Origin of the sequence: Achromobacter sp. EB05 (assembly GCF_044232075.1) — a bacterium.
GTDB lineage: Bacteria > Pseudomonadota > Gammaproteobacteria > Burkholderiales > Burkholderiaceae_B > Achromobacter > Achromobacter dolens.
This window is the reverse complement of the sequence record NZ_CP155917.1, coordinates 2,828,904-2,845,238: the sequence shown is the minus strand read 5'-3', so window position 1 is coordinate 2,845,238 and position 16,335 is coordinate 2,828,904. Positions and strand designations below refer to the sequence as shown.

14 protein-coding genes are annotated in these 16,335 nt (G+C 67.3%); 7 read left to right on the top strand and 7 right to left on the bottom strand.

Annotated elements, in window-relative coordinates; genetic code table 11:
- Positions 1-20: 20 nt before the first annotated feature.
- Together AAID08_RS13130 and AAID08_RS13125 are read right to left on the bottom strand one after the other, a co-directional pair.
- Entirely contained in the window at positions 21-1,724 is a 1,704-nt protein-coding gene (locus AAID08_RS13130; protein ID WP_395757723.1) for a ShlB/FhaC/HecB family hemolysin secretion/activation protein, read from the bottom strand.
- A 240-nt stretch (positions 1,725-1,964) separates the two neighbouring features.
- On the bottom strand, positions 1,965-2,735 hold the full coding sequence (locus tag AAID08_RS13125; protein WP_054502644.1) for an SDR family oxidoreductase: 771 nt from the start codon (positions 2,733-2,735) through the stop codon (positions 1,965-1,967).
- Between the two features lie 360 nt (positions 2,736-3,095).
- Here AAID08_RS13125 and AAID08_RS13120 point away from each other — a divergent pair, with 360 nt between their 5' ends.
- The 5 genes from AAID08_RS13120 to AAID08_RS13100 all read left to right on the top strand — a co-directional run bounded on the left by AAID08_RS13120 (position 3,096) and on the right by AAID08_RS13100 (position 8,028).
- The gene (locus tag AAID08_RS13120) at positions 3,096-3,818 is read left to right on the top strand and encodes a c-type cytochrome (RefSeq protein ID WP_054502645.1); all 723 of its coding nucleotides are present in this window, start codon (positions 3,096-3,098) and stop codon (positions 3,816-3,818) included.
- Complete coding sequence (locus tag AAID08_RS13115; RefSeq protein WP_395757722.1) at positions 3,815-4,744, top strand: c-type cytochrome; 930 nt, start codon at positions 3,815-3,817, stop codon at positions 4,742-4,744. Before AAID08_RS13120 ends, AAID08_RS13115 begins: the two co-directional genes overlap by 4 nt.
- A gap of 84 nt (positions 4,745-4,828) precedes the next feature.
- Positions 4,829-5,461, top strand: a complete 633-nt coding sequence (gene gmk / locus AAID08_RS13110; protein ID WP_020927510.1) for a guanylate kinase — start codon at positions 4,829-4,831, stop codon at positions 5,459-5,461.
- Between the two features lie 46 nt (positions 5,462-5,507).
- A complete protein-coding gene (rpoZ, locus tag AAID08_RS13105; protein ID WP_006394760.1) occupies positions 5,508-5,711 on the top strand; it encodes a DNA-directed RNA polymerase subunit omega in 204 nt (67 codons plus the stop codon).
- 22 nt (positions 5,712-5,733) lie between these two features.
- On the top strand, positions 5,734-8,028 hold the full coding sequence (locus AAID08_RS13100; RefSeq protein WP_006394759.1) for a bifunctional (p)ppGpp synthetase/guanosine-3',5'-bis(diphosphate) 3'-pyrophosphohydrolase: 2,295 nt from the start codon (positions 5,734-5,736) through the stop codon (positions 8,026-8,028).
- Between the two features lie 123 nt (positions 8,029-8,151).
- Here the strand turns inward: AAID08_RS13100 and glnQ are convergent, their stop codons facing one another.
- From glnQ to glnH, 3 genes are all read right to left on the bottom strand, one after another.
- Complete coding sequence (glnQ, locus tag AAID08_RS13095) at positions 8,152-8,880, bottom strand: glutamine ABC transporter ATP-binding protein GlnQ (protein ID WP_049073501.1); 729 nt, start codon at positions 8,878-8,880, stop codon at positions 8,152-8,154.
- The gene (gene glnP, locus AAID08_RS13090) at positions 8,877-9,533 is read right to left on the bottom strand and encodes a glutamine ABC transporter permease GlnP (RefSeq protein WP_035360348.1); all 657 of its coding nucleotides are present in this window, start codon (positions 9,531-9,533) and stop codon (positions 8,877-8,879) included. The genes glnQ and glnP overlap by 4 nt, the downstream gene beginning before the upstream one ends.
- A gap of 167 nt (positions 9,534-9,700) precedes the next feature.
- On the bottom strand, positions 9,701-10,453 hold the full coding sequence (gene glnH, locus AAID08_RS13085; protein WP_006388205.1) for a glutamine ABC transporter substrate-binding protein GlnH: 753 nt from the start codon (positions 10,451-10,453) through the stop codon (positions 9,701-9,703).
- Between the two features lie 165 nt (positions 10,454-10,618).
- On the opposite strand from glnH, the gene AAID08_RS13080 reads away from it, so the two are divergent.
- The gene (locus AAID08_RS13080) at positions 10,619-11,659 is read left to right on the top strand and encodes a C45 family peptidase (RefSeq protein ID WP_064523006.1); all 1,041 of its coding nucleotides are present in this window, start codon (positions 10,619-10,621) and stop codon (positions 11,657-11,659) included.
- 167 nt (positions 11,660-11,826) lie between these two features.
- The gene (locus AAID08_RS13075) at positions 11,827-11,979 is read left to right on the top strand and encodes a hypothetical protein (protein ID WP_395757721.1); all 153 of its coding nucleotides are present in this window, start codon (positions 11,827-11,829) and stop codon (positions 11,977-11,979) included.
- 80 nt (positions 11,980-12,059) lie between these two features.
- On the opposite strand, the gene AAID08_RS13070 is transcribed toward AAID08_RS13075, so the two are convergent.
- The gene (locus AAID08_RS13070) at positions 12,060-15,683 is read right to left on the bottom strand and encodes a hydantoinase B/oxoprolinase family protein (RefSeq protein WP_395757720.1); all 3,624 of its coding nucleotides are present in this window, start codon (positions 15,681-15,683) and stop codon (positions 12,060-12,062) included.
- 84 nt (positions 15,684-15,767) lie between these two features.
- Positions 15,768-16,277, bottom strand: a complete 510-nt coding sequence (locus AAID08_RS13065; RefSeq protein WP_006388202.1) for a winged helix DNA-binding protein — start codon at positions 16,275-16,277, stop codon at positions 15,768-15,770.
- Between the last annotated feature and the right edge of the window lie 58 nt (positions 16,278-16,335).

Here is a 16,335-nt window from a genome sequence, read left to right as displayed (position 1 = left end):
TGCGCGCGATCCATGCGGCGTCAGCAGGACCAGTTGAGGCTGAAGCCGGTCGTCAGCGACCCGCTGCGAAAGCCCGCGGGCCTGGAGAGCGGCGTGCCGACAAACAGATCCCACCAGAATCCCGCGGCGCCGCCACGCAGACCGATGACCGCGCCTGCGAGGCTGCGTCCCTGCAACCAGCGCGTGGACGGGCCCGACACATGGCCGTAGTCGGCGCCGAAATAGAGTTCCTGTGCGACGCCCAGTTGCAGACCGATTTCGTTGCGCCAGACCCAGCCACGCTCGCCCATGAGCGTCAGTTCGCCGTCAAAGCCGCGTACCGTGTAACGACCGCCGATCGAGAAGCGGTCCGGCGGCGCCAGCGGCGTGCGCGCCCATTGCGCGCGCCAGTTGCCGGAGTAACGGGCACGCTGCGATCCCGGCCGGAACGGAACCACCAGTTGCACGTCGGCGGTGAGCACCTTCATCCGCGAAGTGCCTTCCCCGAAGTCTTCCTCGGGCGCGGCCATCGCGTTGAAGGCGCCCGTGCCGCGCCGCCAGGCCAGACCCGCATCGAGCGTGCTTTCGTGCAGGAATTCGCGGTGGGTCAGCCCCAGTTCCCAACCGCCGGTGCGACGCCGTTGAACCCCGATTTCCGTGTCATCGATGAAGTTGTTGGACCTGCGCATCCAGCCGCGTCCGTAGAACGAGGTCTTGCGGCTGGCATCCCGGTACACCACGCGCGACAGGCGCACTTCGGCGTTGTTGCTGGTGCCGCTGTAGAGGTAGTTCTGGCGGTATCCGGCAACGGTCTGGTGGTACCTGTAGCCGCTGAGGGTGGCGCTGATCGTCCAGTAGCCCCAGGGCGCGCCGTAATGCGTGGTGTATCCCCGGGAGCCCTTGCCGCTGGCGTTGAAGACGTCTTGACTGACGTTGACGTAGAACAGATCGTTCAACGAGAGTGGGGAATCGAGCAAAAGCGTGGCCGAACCCTGCAGCTTGCCGGTCGCCCTGCTGCCGGCGTCGTCCAGCGATAGGCTCAAGCGCACCGGAGGCAAACGCTGTCGCCAGAGGATCACCAAATCGCTGTCGCCGGGTCGCGCATCGTCAGCTTCAGCAGGCGTGATTTGCAGGTCGGCCGCTACGGTGGGGACGCGTCGGAAGTTTTCCAGCGCCTGTTCGATATCGCGCAGATTGAGCAGGTCGCCGCGCCTGGCCGGCACGGCATTCAAGGCAGTGGCCCGGGGCGACGTACCGGGCGCGAATCGGATGGCACGGACGCGGCCGGGCACGACGGTGAGCGTCAGCGTGCCGCCCTTCAGATCCTGGGGCGCGGCGAGAATGCGGGTGGTGACGAAACCCCGCGCGACGACGGCATTCTGCACGCGCGCCATGACCACGCTGATGCCCTCGGCGCCAAGGCAGCGCCCCGTGGCGGCGTCGTTCTCGGGGTCGGCGGCGCGCAAGGACCAGAGAAAGCGCTGCGCGTCCTCGCCATCAAGACGGATACGGTCAATCGGAAAGCATGGCGTCTCTTCCCGAGGCAACAGGTCCGGCGACGGCGCGCGCGCCGACCGCGCCCGTACATTCGGCGCCGTTTCCTGCTGTTTGCGCAACATCCTTTCGCGCTCCTGCTGGCGCAGCAGTTCCTGCGCGGCGCCAGCCTGCGTCTGTGCGGACGCCGATACCATGAACAGCAGCAGGCTGAACGAGATCCATACGCGCTGCGGCAACCACCCGACCATCCTCCCTCCCTATGTATCCGAGCCCGGTCATGCTTCGGCATTGGATGGCGGCAAGGCGGATATTGGGATGCGGCGAGCTGGTTTGTCGGACCAGGCGTTGGCCACCGCTCACGTTCTCGGATCACATAACCTATTGACGAGGAATGGCGACAGCGCCTCGCGTGATGCCCGGCAAGGAAAAACGGCAACCAAAGAAAAAAGCGCCCGAGGGCGCTTTTGTCATGGCCGGCGGAAACCCGGTCAGCCGCGGCCGACGAACGGCATGTTAGTCGCCATGATCGTCATGAACTGCACGTTGGCGTCCAGCGGCAGGCGGGCCATGGCGGCAACGGCCTGCGCGACGTGGGCGACGTCCATGCGCGGCTCGACCTTGGTGCTGCCGTCGGCCTGCAGGATGCCGGCGGCCATGCGCTCGGTCATGTCGGTGGCGGCGTTGCCGATGTCGATCTGGCCGCAGGCGATGTGGTACGGCCGGCAGTCCAGCGAAATCGACTTGGTCAGGCCGGTCACCGCGTGCTTGGTGGCGGTGTAGGCGATCGAGAACGGACGCGGCGCGTGCGCCGAGATCGAACCATTATTGATGATGCGGCCGCCCTGCGGCGTCTGCGCCTTCATGACCCGGATCGCCGCCTGCGCGCACAGGAACATGCCGGTCAGGTTGGTATCGACCACCTCGCGCCAGAGCGCCACCGGCAATTCCTCGATCGGCATGGCGGGCGCGCCGCGGCCGGCGTTGTTGAACAGCACGTCCAGACGGCCGTACTCGCGCTGGGTCGTGTCGAACAGTTCGCGCACCGCCTGCTCGTCCGACACATCGGTCGGCACCACCAGCGCCCGCACCCCGTCTTCGCCCGCCGCCGTGCGCGTGGCTTCGAGCGGTTCGCGCCGGCGGCCGGCCAGCACCACGCGATAGCCCTGCGCCAGGAACTCCAGCGCCACCGCCCGGCCGATGCCGGTGCCGGCGCCGGTGACCAGCGCGACGCGGGGAGGTTCGATCTCGTTCGTGTGCATCGCAAGCTCCTTGTTATCTGTCGGCGAAATGCTACCCGAATCATTCCGGCGATGCTGCAAGCGAACGTTCCATCGTTCTCGCCCGGCCGACCCTGGCTGCCCTCATCGGCAAGACGCCCGCTTCACGCCTTGCGCGCCAGGCGGGTGGCGTGCGCCAGGCGCGCCCCCGCGGCTGAAAACAACGGCCTCGAAAGCGCTATCGAACAACGCCCCTCGCCCATCGCCGCGCGGTCGAACGCCCTCGCCCGCCCCGGCTGACCTGGCGCAACATGCCATCAAGACTTTGCGCTGTCACAAATTTACATATAATTTTGGGAAATTAACTTATTACCAAAATTCCAATAAACCCCGGAGATACCCATGGCGTTACAGCCCTACCTCCCCCGCTGGGCGGGCGTGCTGGCCCTTGGCGCCAGCGGCCTGGCCGCCCTGCCTGCCGCGGCGCTCGCCGCCCCGGACGGCCGCCAGATCAGCACCCAGGGCGCCAACGGCGCGCCCGCCTGTATGACCTGTCACGGCGCCCAGGGGGAAGGCAACCCCGCCGCCGGCTTCCCGCATCTGGCCGGCATGGGCGCCGCCTACCTGGCCGAGCAGCTCGAGGCGATGGCCAATGGCTCGCGCGTCAGCCCGGTGATGGCGGCCACCGCCAAGGCGCTGGACCCGGCGCAGCGCCAGGCCGTGGCCCAGTACTACGCCGGCCTGCCGGCGCCGCTGAACATCGATCGGCTGGCCGCCACCGCGCGGCAATTGGCCAAGCCGGACGATACCGGCGCCTGGCTCGCCACGCGCGGCGCCTGGGACAGGAACATCCCCGCCTGCAACCAGTGCCACGGCCCGGGGGGCATTGGCGTCGGCGCCAACTTCCCCAGCCTGGCCGGCCAGCCCGCGGCCTACATCGCCGGCCAGTTGCGCGCCTGGCGCCAGGGCCAGCGTCCGCCCGGCCCGCTGGGCCTGATGCCGGCCGTGGCCACCCGCCTGACCGACGCCGAGATCGACGCGGTGTCGGGTTACTACGCCGGCCTGCCCAAGGCCGCCGACCTGCTTGCCACGCAAGCGAACGCCGCCGGGGGAGCCAAGCAATGACCTCGATCCGCAACCGAATCGCCCGCCTGCTGCTCGCCGCCGCGGGAACCGGCGCGCTGCTGTCGACCACGGCGGCCTTCGCCGCCGACGCGCGCCCCGAATTCACGCCGCCCAGCGCCGCGTCGCTGCCCGACAGCGAATTCGGCAAGATCGTGCGCCAGGGCGAACAGATATTCCTGCACACGCCGCAGAATGCCGGCAAGTTCGTCGGCAACGACCTGAACTGCGCCAGTTGCCACCTGGACGCCGGCCGCCGGCCCGATTCCGCGCCGATGTGGGCGGCCTACGTGCTGTATCCCGCCTACCGCGCCAAGAACGGCCACGTCAACACGCTGGCCGAGCGCCTGCAGGGCTGTTTCCGCTTCAGCATGAACGGCAAGCCGCCGGCGGCCGACGATCCGGTGCTGACCGCCTTGCAGACCTACATGTTCTGGCTCGCCAGCAAGGCGCCCACCGGCGTGGCGCTCAAGGGCCAGGGCTACCTCAAGCTGCCCAAGCCCGCGCAGAAAGCCGACTACGTGCGCGGCGGCGAGGTCTACGCCCAGTACTGCGCCGTCTGCCACGGCGCAGAAGGCAAGGGACAGAAGAACGGCGAGCACTGGGTCTTCCCCGCGCTGTGGGGGCCGGATTCCTTCAACTGGGGCGCCGGCATGCACCAGATCGGCAACGCCGCCGGCTTCATCAAGGCCAATATGCCGCTGGGCCAGGCCGGGATGCTCAGCGACCAGGAGGCCTGGGACGTGGCGTACTTCATGAATGCGCATGAACGGCCGCAGGACCCGCGCTACTCCGAATCGGTCGCCAAGACCCGCGCCAAGTACCACGACTCGGACGATTCGCTGTACGGCATCGAGGTCAACGGCCACCTGCTCGGCAGCGATTCGCCCGCCCCCGGCGGCAAGCTGACGCAGGCGGCAGCCCGCTGACGACGCGGCGCGGCGGGTTTTCCCCCTGCCGCGCCGTGCGATTTGCTATCCTTCGGGTCTCGGCATCACACGCTCGTCACATTCATGCACGCCACCTCCGGCAATGTTTTCATGGTCGTCGCCCCCAGCGGCGCCGGCAAATCCAGCCTGGTCAAGGCCTTGCTGCAGCAAGACCCGTCCATCCTCCTGTCCGTCTCCTGCACCACGCGTGCCCCCCGCCCCGGCGAGGAAGACGGCCGCGAATACCGCTTCATCGGCATCGACGAATTCAAGCAGTTGCGCGACGAGCAGCGCCTGCTGGAATGGGCCGAGGTGCATGGCAATTTCTACGGCACGCCGCGTGACCGCATCGACGAAGCCACCCGCGAGGGCCGCGACGTGCTGCTGGAGATCGACTGGCAGGGCGCGCGCCAGGTGCGCCAGCGTTTTCCCGGCGCGATCGGCATCTTCGTGCTGCCGCCGTCCATCGAGGAACTCGAAAGCCGGCTGAAGGCGCGTGGCCAGGATGCGCCGCAGGTGATCGCGCGCCGGCTGATGGCCGCGGGCGGCGAAATCGCGCACGCGCCTGAATGCGAATATGTTATTATTAATCAAGAATTTAGCGTAGCCTTGTCGGAACTGACTCAAATCGTCAGCGCCGCGCGGCTGCGTTTTTCGTCTCAGGCCGTCCGCCACGCCGAGCTGTTCGCGCAGTTGGGCATCCCGGCGGCGCACTGAAACGAATCCGCATTCTCCCTATCCACCATCAGCACCAGGTGTCCTAATGGCTCGCATTACCGTCGAAGACTGTCTGAATCAGATCCCCAACCGTTTCAAGCTCACGCTGGCCGCGACCTACCGCGCCCGCGAGCTGGCGCAAGGCCATGCCCCGCGCCTGGACAGCAAAGACAAGCCCACCGTCACGGCCCTGCGCGAAATCGCGGGCGGCCTCACCGGCGCGGAAATGCTGCGTAAAGTTCCCACCTGATATTTTCCGGGGGGCGGCAAGCATGGCTTTTCCCGGGCTGAAGTACGCTTCATCAGGTCTGCTTGCCGCGCTACGTGCCGGCTCCCGTCTCGGGCGCCGCACGGGCAAGAAAGACAAGAATTCCCCCACGCCAGCCTCCGTCGCCGCGCAAGAAGCGGCGGACGCGACCGCCTCGCCGGTCGCCTCACTGGCGCCGCTGACCGAAATCATCGGCAGCTATCTCGACAAGAAAGATGTAGAACGCGTGCGCGAAGCCTATCGCTTCGCCGACCAGGCGCACCTGGGCCAGTTCCGCGCCAGCGGTTCGCCCTACATCTCGCACCCCATCGCCGTCACGGAAATCTGCGCGGGCTGGAAGCTCGACGCGAACGCGTTGTCCGCCGCCCTGCTGCACGACGTGATGGAAGACCAGGGCATCGCCAAGCACGAGCTGGCCGAGAAATTCGGCCCTGAAGTCGCCGAGCTGGTCGATGGCCTGTCCAAGCTGGACCGCCTGGACTTCGCCACCAAGGCCGAGCAGCAGGCCGAGAGCTTCCGCAAGATGCTGCTGGCGATGGCGCGCGACGTGCGCGTCATCCTCATCAAGCTGGCCGACCGCCTGCACAACATGCGCACGCTGGACGCGGTCAACCCCGAAAAGCGCCGCCGCATCGCCCGCGAAACGCTGGACATCTACGCGCCCATCGCCCACCGGCTGGGCCTGAATCTGCTGTTCCGCGAACTGCAGGACCTGTGCTTCGCGGCCATGTACCCGAATCGCTACCAGGTGCTGTACAAGGCCGTGCTGGCCGCGCGCGGCAACCGCCGCGAGGTGATCGGCAAGATCGCCGACTCGGTGCGCGCCGCGCTGCCGGCCGCCGGCATCGAGGCCGAAGTCACCGGCCGCGAGAAGACGCTGTTCGGCATCTACCGCAAGATGGTCGACCAGAAGAAGTCTTTCTCGGACGTGCTGGACATCTACGGTTTCCGCGTCATCGTCCACACGCTGCCCGAGTGCTACCTGGCGCTGGGCACGCTGCACCAGTTGTACCGGCCGGTGCCCGGCAAGTTCAAGGACTACATCGCGATCCCCAAGGTCAACGGCTACCAATCGCTGCACACGACGCTGGTGGGCCCCTACGGCACGCCGGTGGAATTCCAGTTCCGCACCCGCGACATGCATCACGTGGCCGAGGAAGGCGTGGCCTCGCACTGGCTGTACAAGGGCGCCGACCTGACGCTCAACGACCTGCAGAAACGCACCCACCAGTGGCTGCAATCGCTGCTGGACATCCAGAGCCAGACCGGCGATTCGGGCGAATTCCTCGAACACGTCAAGGTCGACCTGTTCCCGGACGCCGTCTACGTCTTCACCCCGCGCGGCAAGATCATCTCGCTGCCGCGTGGCGCGACGCCGGTGGACTTCGCCTACGCCATCCATACCGACATCGGCAACCAGGCGGTGGCGGCCAAGGTCAACGGCGAGTTCGTGCCGCTGCGCACGGAACTGAACAGCGGCGACACGGTGGAGATCGTCACCTCCCCCGCTTCGCGCCCGAACGCGCAATGGCTCAACTACGTGCGCACCGGCCGCGCCCGCTCGGAAATCCGCCACTACCTGCGCACCGTCAAGTACGAGGAATCGGTAGCCTTCGGCGAGCGCCTGCTGGGCCAGGCCCTGCAGGAGCTGCACATGCCGCTGCCGGCCACCGACGATCCGGCCTGGCAGAAGCTGGCGCGCAGCACCGGCGCCAGCTCGCGCGAGGAAATCCTGGCCGACATCGGCCTGGGCAAGCGCCTGGCCGCCGTGGTGGCGCGCCGCTTCGCGCCGGAGCACCAACTGGTGGCCACCACCGCCGCCGCCGTGGACGAACTGACCTCGGCCCGCAGCGCCCCGATCCTGATCCAGGGCAACGAAGGCCAGGCGGTGCAACTGGCGCCGTGCTGCGGGCCGCTGCCCGGCGACCCGATCATCGCCGGCATGCGCATGGGCCACGGGCTGGTGGTGCATACCGCCGACTGCCCGGTGGCCATGCGCCAGCGCCTGCGCGAACCGGAACGCTGGATCAACGTCGCGTGGGACGCCCACACCGCCAAGCACCTGGCCACGCGCCTGGACATCGTCACCCGCAACGAGCGCGGCGTGCTGGGCCGGCTGGCCGCGGAAGTCACGGCGGCCGACGCCAACATCATGCATGTGACGATGCACGATGATGCGGTCTCGACGGTGTCGCTGCACCTGACCATCCAGGTGGACAGCCGCAAGCACCTGGCGCAGGTGATCCGCGCGATCCGCCACGTGCCGCAAGTGCAGAAGATCGTGCGCGTGAAGGGCTAGGGGGGAGGAGGAAGCCCACCCCCGAAGCGCTGCGCGCTTCCCCCTCAAGGGGGCATGTCTACGGACCGGCGGAGCCGGATCCGTGACATCCCGCTTGGGGCGCGGTTCTGGGGCGATCCGCGCTCAGGCCACGTGTTGCAGGAAGTCCTTCAGGCGCTGGCTGGGCGGATTGTCCAGCAGCTCGGCCGGCGGACCGTCATGGGCGATCTTGCCGGCGTCGATGAAGATCAGGCGGCTGCCGACCTTGCGCGCGAACTCCATTTCGTGCGTGACCACCACCATGGTCATGCCCTCCTCGGCCAGGTCGCGCATCACCTTCAGCACTTCGTGGCGCAGTTCCGGGTCGAGCGCCGAGGTCGGCTCGTCGAACAGCATCAGCTTGGGCTTGATGGCCAGCGCGCGGGCGATCGCCACGCGCTGCTGCTGGCCGCCGGACAGCTCGGACGGATAGTGGTTCATGCGCTCGCCCAGCCCGACCTTGCGCAGCAGTTGCTCGGCCAGTTCGCGCGCCTCGTCGCGGCCCTGGCCGCGCGTGTGGATCGGCCCGAACATGACGTTCTGCAACGCGGTCATCTGCGGGAACAGATTGAACTGCTGGAACACCATGCCGGCCTCGCGCCGGATCTCGCGCACCTGGGCGGCCCCGCCATGCACGCTCAGGCCGTCGACCAGCAGGTCGCCGCCGTTGATCGTTTCGAGCACGTTGATGCAGCGCAGGAAAGTGGACTTGCCGGAGCCGGACGGCCCCACCACCACGACCACCTCGCCCGCGTCGATATTGAGCGAGATGCCGTTCAGGACCGTGGACTCGCCGAACGTCTTGGTGACGTCATGAAATTCAACCATGCTCATAGTATGCGCATCCTCTTTTCCACCAGGTGCAGGATCAGCGCCATCGTGCCCGTCAGGATCAGGTAGACGATGGCGATGGCCGACCAGATCTCGACCGCGCGGAAGTTGCTGGCCATGATCTCCTGGCCCTGGCGGGTCAGTTCCGCGACGCCGATCACGATGAACAGCGACGAATCCTTCAGGCTGATGATGCACTGGTTGCCCAGCGGCGGAATCATGCGGCGGAACGCCACCGGCCCGATGATGTGGAACAGGATCTTGTGAAACGGCAGGCCCATCGCCTGCCCGGCTTCCTTCAGGCCCTTGTGCACCGACAGCAGCGAGCCGCGCACGATCTCGGAGATATAGGCGCCCGAGTTGATGATGAGCGTGACGATGGCCGCCCACTCGGCGTCCACCCGGATGTTCGCCAGCAGCGGCAAGGCGAAATAAATGAACATCACCTGCACCACGATCGGCGTGCCGCGGATCACCGCGACGTACACCTGGGCGATGCCCGACAGGATCGGATGCCCGTAGGCCCGGGTCACGCCGGAGAGCGCCCCCAGCAGGAACCCGCCGAACAGGCCCCAGAAGGTGATCTTGATGGTCATCTGCGTGCCGACCCACAGGTTGGGCAGCGCATCCATCACTACATTCCAGTCAAAATCCACGAATTACCCCTCAATGGCGCGCCTCGCGCGCCGCATCATGGCGGAACGCCCGGCGACGCACGCGACTCGGGGCCGCCCCGTCCCGGGCCCGGCGCCGCCGGAGCGAAGCGCCGGGGCCCCAGACTGCCGGGCGGCCCCGAAATGCAACATCAATCCGGCGGAAAAGCTCAGGGCTTCTTGCCGAACCACTTCTCGTAGATGGCGTCGTACTGGCCGTTGGACTTGAGCGTGGCCAGGGCCTTGTTGACCTGCGGCACCAGTTCGCTGCCCTTGGGGAAGGCGATGCCGTAGAAGTCGCCGCTCTTGACCGAGCCGACCACCTTGACACGGCCCTTGCCGGCCGTGTTGGCGTAGTACTGGACGTTGGGCGTGTCGTGCACGGCGGCATCGACCCGGCCGGTGGCCAGTTCCAGGTAGGCGTTGTCGATGTTGGGGAACAGCTTGAGCTTGGCGTCCGGCACCTGGGCCTTCAGGAAGTCCACCGTGGCCGTGCCCGTCTTGACCGCGACGGTCTTGCCGGCCAGCGACTTGGCGTCCTTGATGTCGGTGTTCTTTTCGCCGACCAGGATGGCCAGGCCGCTTTCGTAGTAGGGATCGGAGAAGTCGATCACCTTCTTGCGGTCGTCACGGATGGTGATGCCGGCCAGCGCCACGTCGATGTTCTTGGTCTGCAGGCCGGGGATGATGCCGTTGAAGTCCATCGGCTGCAGCTTGTACTTGACGTTCAGCTCCTTGGCGATGGCGGCCCACAGGTCGACGTCGAAGCCGGTGTAGGTGTTGCCCTGCTTGAACTCGAACGGCACGAAAGCGGTATCGGTGGCCACCACCAATTCCTTGCCTTGGGCGTAGGCGCCGGAGGCGGCGCCGAACATGGCCATGGACAGGCCGACCAAGGCGGCGGCGACTTTACGTTTAATCATGAAACTCTCCTCTTGGGGCTGATAGCGCCCGGGGTTGCAGTTGGAACATGATGCGCGGGCCACGCCGGGATCGCCGGAGCAACTTACGGCGCATGTTAACGCATCCGTCCCCACCGCAGAGAGCTTAGAAAAATTACAATCCGCATGACACCCCGGAGAATCCCCATGCCCTACAAGTATGTACGCATCGCCGGCAACCGGCGCCAGGTCGGCGTGGCCCTCGGCAAACTGGCCCGCCCGCTGATGGCGACCTACCTGGACCAGAGCGCCACCTGGAAGGCGCTGCGCCCCTGGCGCGGCCATCCGTACCTGGACGAACTGGGCGAACAGGCCCGGCGCGCCCTGCCCGCCGTGTGGGACGAACTGGAGGGGCTGGCCGAGGGGCTGGGGATGCCGCTGGCGGACGTGTTGCTGTGGAACTGCCGGGGCGACCTGCTGCACAGCAGCGGCAGCGGCGACGGCTGCACCTCGGTGGCGCTGAAGGCGGCCGATGGCACCCGCTGGATCGGCCACAACGAGGACGGCGATCCGTTCCTGTACGGCCGCTGCCATCTGGTCGACGTGGCGCTGGACGACGCGCCGGGCTATCTGAGCTTCTATTACCCGGGATCCCTGCCCGGCCATACCTTCGGGGCCAATCGCGCCGGTCTGGTGCAGACCATCAACAACCTGCGCACGCGCCTGCGCCAGCGCGGCCTGCCGCGCATGCTGCTGGCGCGCGCGGTGCTCGACTGCGCCACGCTGGACGAGGCCGTGGCGCTGCTGCGCGACGCGCCGCGCGCGGGGGGCTTTCACCATACGCTGGGGTCGGCGGCCGACGCCCGCATCTTCAGCGTCGAGGCGACGCCGGGCGCCGCGTCAGCGCAGGAGATCGGCACCCGGTATGGCCACGCCAACCACATGGTGCATCAGGCCAGCCGGGGGCAATCGCAGATCATCACCGACTCGTCGCGCGAGCGCCAGCGCCGCATCGAGGGCATCGTCGACACCTGGTCCCCCGCCACCATTGGCGCCGACCTGCTGACGGCGCTGCATGACACCGAGGGCGAGCTGCCGATCCTGCGCACCGATCCCAAGGATCCGGACGGCGAAAACACGCTCGCCACCGCGATCTTCGAGATCGGCGATGGCGAGGTGACGCTGCGGGTCTATGACCGCAAGGCCAAGGCGGACATTGTGCTGGATGTGATGAACGATCCGGAGTGACGGGGCGCGAATCGTCTCGTGCGGACGGCCCAGCATTCACATTGATCGAAACACCCGCACATCGATTAGGACTCGAACCATACGCGCCACCGAAAAATCTCGGATCAATCGCCAACTGAAAATGGGGCGACGCTGCATAGAATGAGACTCAATTCATTGAGAGTCTCATGCGCGAAAAAATACTCAACTACTTGCGTTCGATACCGTGGCACGATCCGGGAACGGTCGCCTTCATGATTGACCTGGTTCAAATCGTGGCGATCGTGATCGTTCTCATCCTTGTGGCGATCGCGGCAATTCGAAATTGGCTTTTCGCCTGAGAAGCCAATCCCAAGGCGCCAACGCAAACGGGGCGACCCGTGATGACCATCCCGGATCGCCCCGCCGTCATCCCACCGACTCAACGGGCGCCGTAGCCCCCGCCTCCCGGCGTTTCCACCACGAACACGTCGCCCGGATGTAACTGGGCGCTGTCCTGCGGACCGAGTTCCTCGACCGTGCCGTCCAGCCTTTCGACATAGTTGCGGCCCATCGCGCCCGGCTCGCCGCCGGCCAGGCCGAACGGCGCATAGCGGCGGTTGTTGGACAGGATCGCGGCGGTCATGTCTTCCAGGAAGCGGATGCGGCGCACGCCGCCGTTGCCGCCCGGATAGCGCCCCGCCCCGCCCGAACCGTGGCGGATCTCGTACGACTCCAGCCGCACCGGGAAGCGGAACTCCAGCACTTCGGGGTCGGTGAGGCGCGAGTTGGTCATGTGCGCCTGCACCACCGAAGTGCCCGGGAAGCCTTCGTCGTGGGGACCGGCGGCATCGATGCGCACGGGACCGGCGCCGGTGCCGCCCGAGATGGTCTCGTAGTACTGGTGACGCGCGTTGCCGAAGGTGAAGTTGTTCATGGTGCCCTGGCTGGCGGCCAGCACGCCGAGCGCGCCGTACAGCGCGTTGACGATGCACATGGACGTTTCGACGTTGCCCGCCACCACCGAGGCCGGCGGGTTCGGGCGCAGCATCGAGCCTTCCGGCAGGATGATCGACAGCGGCACCAGGCAGCCGTCGTTCAGCGGGATGTCGTCGTTGACCAGGGTGCGGAACACGTACAGCACCGCGGCCACGGCGATGGCGCCCGGGGCGTTGAAGTTGTTGTCCAGTTGGTCCGAGGTGCCGGTGAAGTCGACCACGGCGCTGCGCGCCTGGTTGTCCACCCGCACCGCGACGCGGATGACCGCGCCGTTGTCCAGCGGATACTCGTAGCTGCCGTCCTTGAGCACCGAGATCACGCGGCGCACCGCCTCTTCGGCGTTGTCCTGCACGTGGCCCATGTAGGCCCGCACGACATCCAGGCCGAAGTGATCACACATGCGTAGCAGTTCCTGCACGCCCTTTTCGTTGGCGGCGATCTGCGCGTGCATGTCGGCGATGTTCTGGTCCGGATTGCGCGCCGGCCAGCGGCCCGAGCCGAGGATGTCGCGCGCGGCCTGTTCACGGAACTCGCCGCCCTTGACCAACTGGAAGTTGGTGAACAGCACGCCTTCGTCTTCGACCGTCTTCGAATCCGGCGGCATCGAGCCCGGGGTGGTGCCGCCGATGTCGGCGTGGTGGCCGCGCGAGCCGACGTAGAACAGGATCTCGCTGCCCTTGCGGTCGAACACCGGCGTGATCACCGTGACGTCCGGCAGGTGGGTGCCGCCGTGGTACGGGTCGTTGACCACGTAGGCGTCGCCCGGCTGCATGCGGCCGGCGTTGGCGTTCATGACGGTGCGCACCGATTCGCCCATGGAGCCCAGGTGCACCGGCATGTGCGGCGCGTTGGCGATCAGGCGGGCCTGGGCGTCGAAGATGGCGCAGGAGAAGTCCAGGCGTTCCTTGATGTTGACCGAGTATGCCGTGTTCTGCAGGCGGTAGCCCATCTGCTCGGCGATCGACATGAACAGATTGTTGAACACCTCCAGCATCACCGGGTCGGCCTGGGTGCCGACAGCGCGGCGCTGCGGGCGGGCCTCGACGCGGCGGATCACGAAGTGGTCCTGTTGCGTCAGCTCGGCCTGCCAGCCGGGCTCGACCACGGTGGTCTGGTTCGGCTCGGAGATGATGGCGGGGCCCGCCACCACGTCGCCGCCGGCCATGTCTTCACGCACGTACAACGGCGTGTCGCGCCAGGCGCCGCCGCTGTACATGCGCACGGTGCGGCGCGGCGCCAGCGCGCCGTCGCGGCTGCGCGAAGCGGGCGTCTCGGTGACGCGCTCGCCGCCGCCGGTGGCTTCCACCGAGATGGTCTCCACCACCAGTTCGCGGTTGGGCATGAGGAAGGAATAGCGCTGGCGATAGGCCGCCTCGAAGTCCTTGCGGGCCTGGTCCAGCTCCGAATACGGCACTTCGAGCGCGGTGTCGGTGCCGCGGTACTTCAGGTGCAGGCGGCGCTGCACCTGGATGTCGCTGTCGGCCACATGCTGGCGGCGCAGTTCGCCCACGGCCTGCTCGGCCAGCGCGTCCAGTTCGCCTTGCAGCTCGGCCATCAGCGCGGCGTCGAGCGTTTTTTCGACGGTCTTCTGGCGCATGTCGGTCTGGTCAGCCAGGCCCATGCCGTAGGCCGACAGCACGCCGCCCAGCGGGTGCGCGAACACGGTGGTCATGCCGAGCGCGTCGGCCACCAGGCAGGCGTGCTGGCCGCCGGCGCCGCCGAACACGGTCAGCGCATATTCGGTGACGTCGTGGCCGCGCTGCACCGAGATGCGCTTGATGGCTTCGGCCATGTTGCCGACGGCGATTTCCAGGAAGCCTTCGGCCAGTTGTTCCGGCGTCATGTCGCGGCCGGTGGCGGCGCGGACCTCGTCGGCCATGGCCTGGAAGCGCTGCACGACGGCGTCGCGGTCCAGTGGCTCGTTGGCGTCGGGGCCGAAGACCTTGGGGAAGAAATCGGGCTGGATCTTGCCGAGCAGCACGTTGCAGTCGGTCACGGCCAGCGGGCCGCCGCGGCGGTAACAGGCGGGGCCGGGGTTGGCGCCCGCCGAATCCGGGCCGACGCGCAGGCGCGCGCCGTCGAAATGCAGGATCGAGCCGCCGCCGGCCGCGACCGTGTGGATGCTCATCATCGGTGCGCGCATGCGCACGCCGGCCACCAGGGTCTCGAATTCGCGTTCGAATTCGCCGGCATAGTGCGACACGTCGGTGGAGGTGCCGCCCATGTCGAAGCCGATGATCTTGTCAAAACCCGCTTGTTCGCTGGTGCGCACCATGCCGACGATGCCGCCGGCCGGGCCGGACAGGATGGCGTCCTTGCCGCGGAAGCGGTGCGCGTCGGTCAGGCCGCCGCTCGATTGCATGAACATCAGGCGGATGCCGGGCAGCTCGCTGGCCACCTGGTCGACGTAGCGCTTGAGGATGGGCGACAGGTAGGCATCGACCACCGTGGTATCGCCGCGCGAGACGTACTTGATCAGCGGGCTGACCTCGTGCGAGGCCGATACCTGGGTGAAGCCGATCTCGCGCGCGATGCGGGCGGCGCGCTGCTCGTGGCCGGTGGCGTGCCAGGCGTGCATGAAGACGATGGCGACGGTGCGGATGCCGCTGTCGTACGCCGCCTGCATGTCGCGGCGCAGCGCCGCTTCGTCCAGGTCGCGGATCACTTCGCCATCGGCGGCGACGCGCTCGTCGGCCTCGACCACGGCCTCGTAGAGCATTTCCGGCAGCAGCACGTTGCGGTCGAACAGGCGCGGGCGGTTCTGGTAGGCGATGCGCAGGCCGTCGCGGAACCCGCGGGTGGTGACCAGCAGCGTGCGTTCGCCCTTGCGTTCGAGCAGCGCGTTGGTGGCGACCGTGGTGCCCATCTTGACGCATTCGACCTGCTCGGCCGGCACCGGCTGGCCGGGCGCGATGCCCAGCAGCTTGCGGATGCCCGCCACCGCCGCGTCGCGGTACTGCTCGGGGTTCTCCGACAGCATCTTCGCGGTGGTGGTGGTGCCGTCGGGGCGGCGCGCCACGATGTCGGTGAAGGTGCCCCCACGATCAATCCAGAATTGCCACTTCATATTCATCCTCGGGTACAAGAAGCCGCCACGGCGCTGCCGGCCGCGGCGTGCGGGTGGTGGTACGGGAAGGATCCCGCGTATCGGTTACAGGGAGGTCGCGGCGCGCGCGGCCTGGTCGTACAGGCCGGACAGGGCGCGCAGCGTGTGCGCCAACTGGCGGCTGAATTCCAGGCCGCCCCCGCCCGGCGCGTCGAGGCCGGCGGTGAGGCATTGCTCGCGGATTTCGCCGTAGCGCTTGATGATCGCCGCGCCCTCGGGCGTGACGCTGTAGAACACTTCCTTGCTGGCGCGCTCGCCCTTGACCACGCCCAGGCGGTCGAGCTTTTTCAGCGCGTAATTGACGATGTGCGTGTCTTCGACATTGAGCGTGAAGCAAATGTCGGCCAGCTTCTTGGGACGCTGGCGGTGGAACACGTGGTGGAACACCATGACATCGGTGGGCGTCAGGTCAGGCAGGCCCGCCGCCGCCATGCAGCGCACGGTCCAGCGGTCAAAGGCGTGGCTGGCGATCATCAGGCCGAATTCGACTTCGGACAGATCGGGCGCGCTGCCCCCGGCCAGGTGGGCCGACGAGGCGATCAACGTGGAGGTCATAACGGCCGCGCAACGAGTTTATCTGCGCGAAATACTAATAATTTATCTATATTTCATC

Coding starts and splice junctions, on each gene's coding strand:
- AAID08_RS13130 (WP_395757723.1), bottom strand. CDS start 1,724: ATGGTCGGGTGGTTGCCGCAGCGCGTATGGATCTCGTTCAGCCTGCTG.
- AAID08_RS13125 (WP_054502644.1), bottom strand. CDS start 2,735: ATGCACACGAACGAGATCGAACCTCCCCGCGTCGCGCTGGTCACCGGC.
- AAID08_RS13120 (WP_054502645.1), top strand. CDS start 3,096: ATGGCGTTACAGCCCTACCTCCCCCGCTGGGCGGGCGTGCTGGCCCTT.
- AAID08_RS13115 (WP_395757722.1), top strand. CDS start 3,815: ATGACCTCGATCCGCAACCGAATCGCCCGCCTGCTGCTCGCCGCCGCG.
- gmk (WP_020927510.1), top strand. CDS start 4,829: ATGCACGCCACCTCCGGCAATGTTTTCATGGTCGTCGCCCCCAGCGGC.
- rpoZ (WP_006394760.1), top strand. CDS start 5,508: ATGGCTCGCATTACCGTCGAAGACTGTCTGAATCAGATCCCCAACCGT.
- AAID08_RS13100 (WP_006394759.1), top strand. CDS start 5,734: ATGGCTTTTCCCGGGCTGAAGTACGCTTCATCAGGTCTGCTTGCCGCG.
- glnQ (WP_049073501.1), bottom strand. CDS start 8,880: ATGAGCATGGTTGAATTTCATGACGTCACCAAGACGTTCGGCGAGTCC.
- glnH (WP_006388205.1), bottom strand. CDS start 10,453: ATGATTAAACGTAAAGTCGCCGCCGCCTTGGTCGGCCTGTCCATGGCC.
- AAID08_RS13080 (WP_064523006.1), top strand. CDS start 10,619: ATGCCCTACAAGTATGTACGCATCGCCGGCAACCGGCGCCAGGTCGGC.
- AAID08_RS13075 (WP_395757721.1), top strand. CDS start 11,827: ATGCGCGAAAAAATACTCAACTACTTGCGTTCGATACCGTGGCACGAT.
- AAID08_RS13070 (WP_395757720.1), bottom strand. CDS start 15,683: ATGAAGTGGCAATTCTGGATTGATCGTGGGGGCACCTTCACCGACATC.
- AAID08_RS13065 (WP_006388202.1), bottom strand. CDS start 16,277: ATGACCTCCACGTTGATCGCCTCGTCGGCCCACCTGGCCGGGGGCAGC.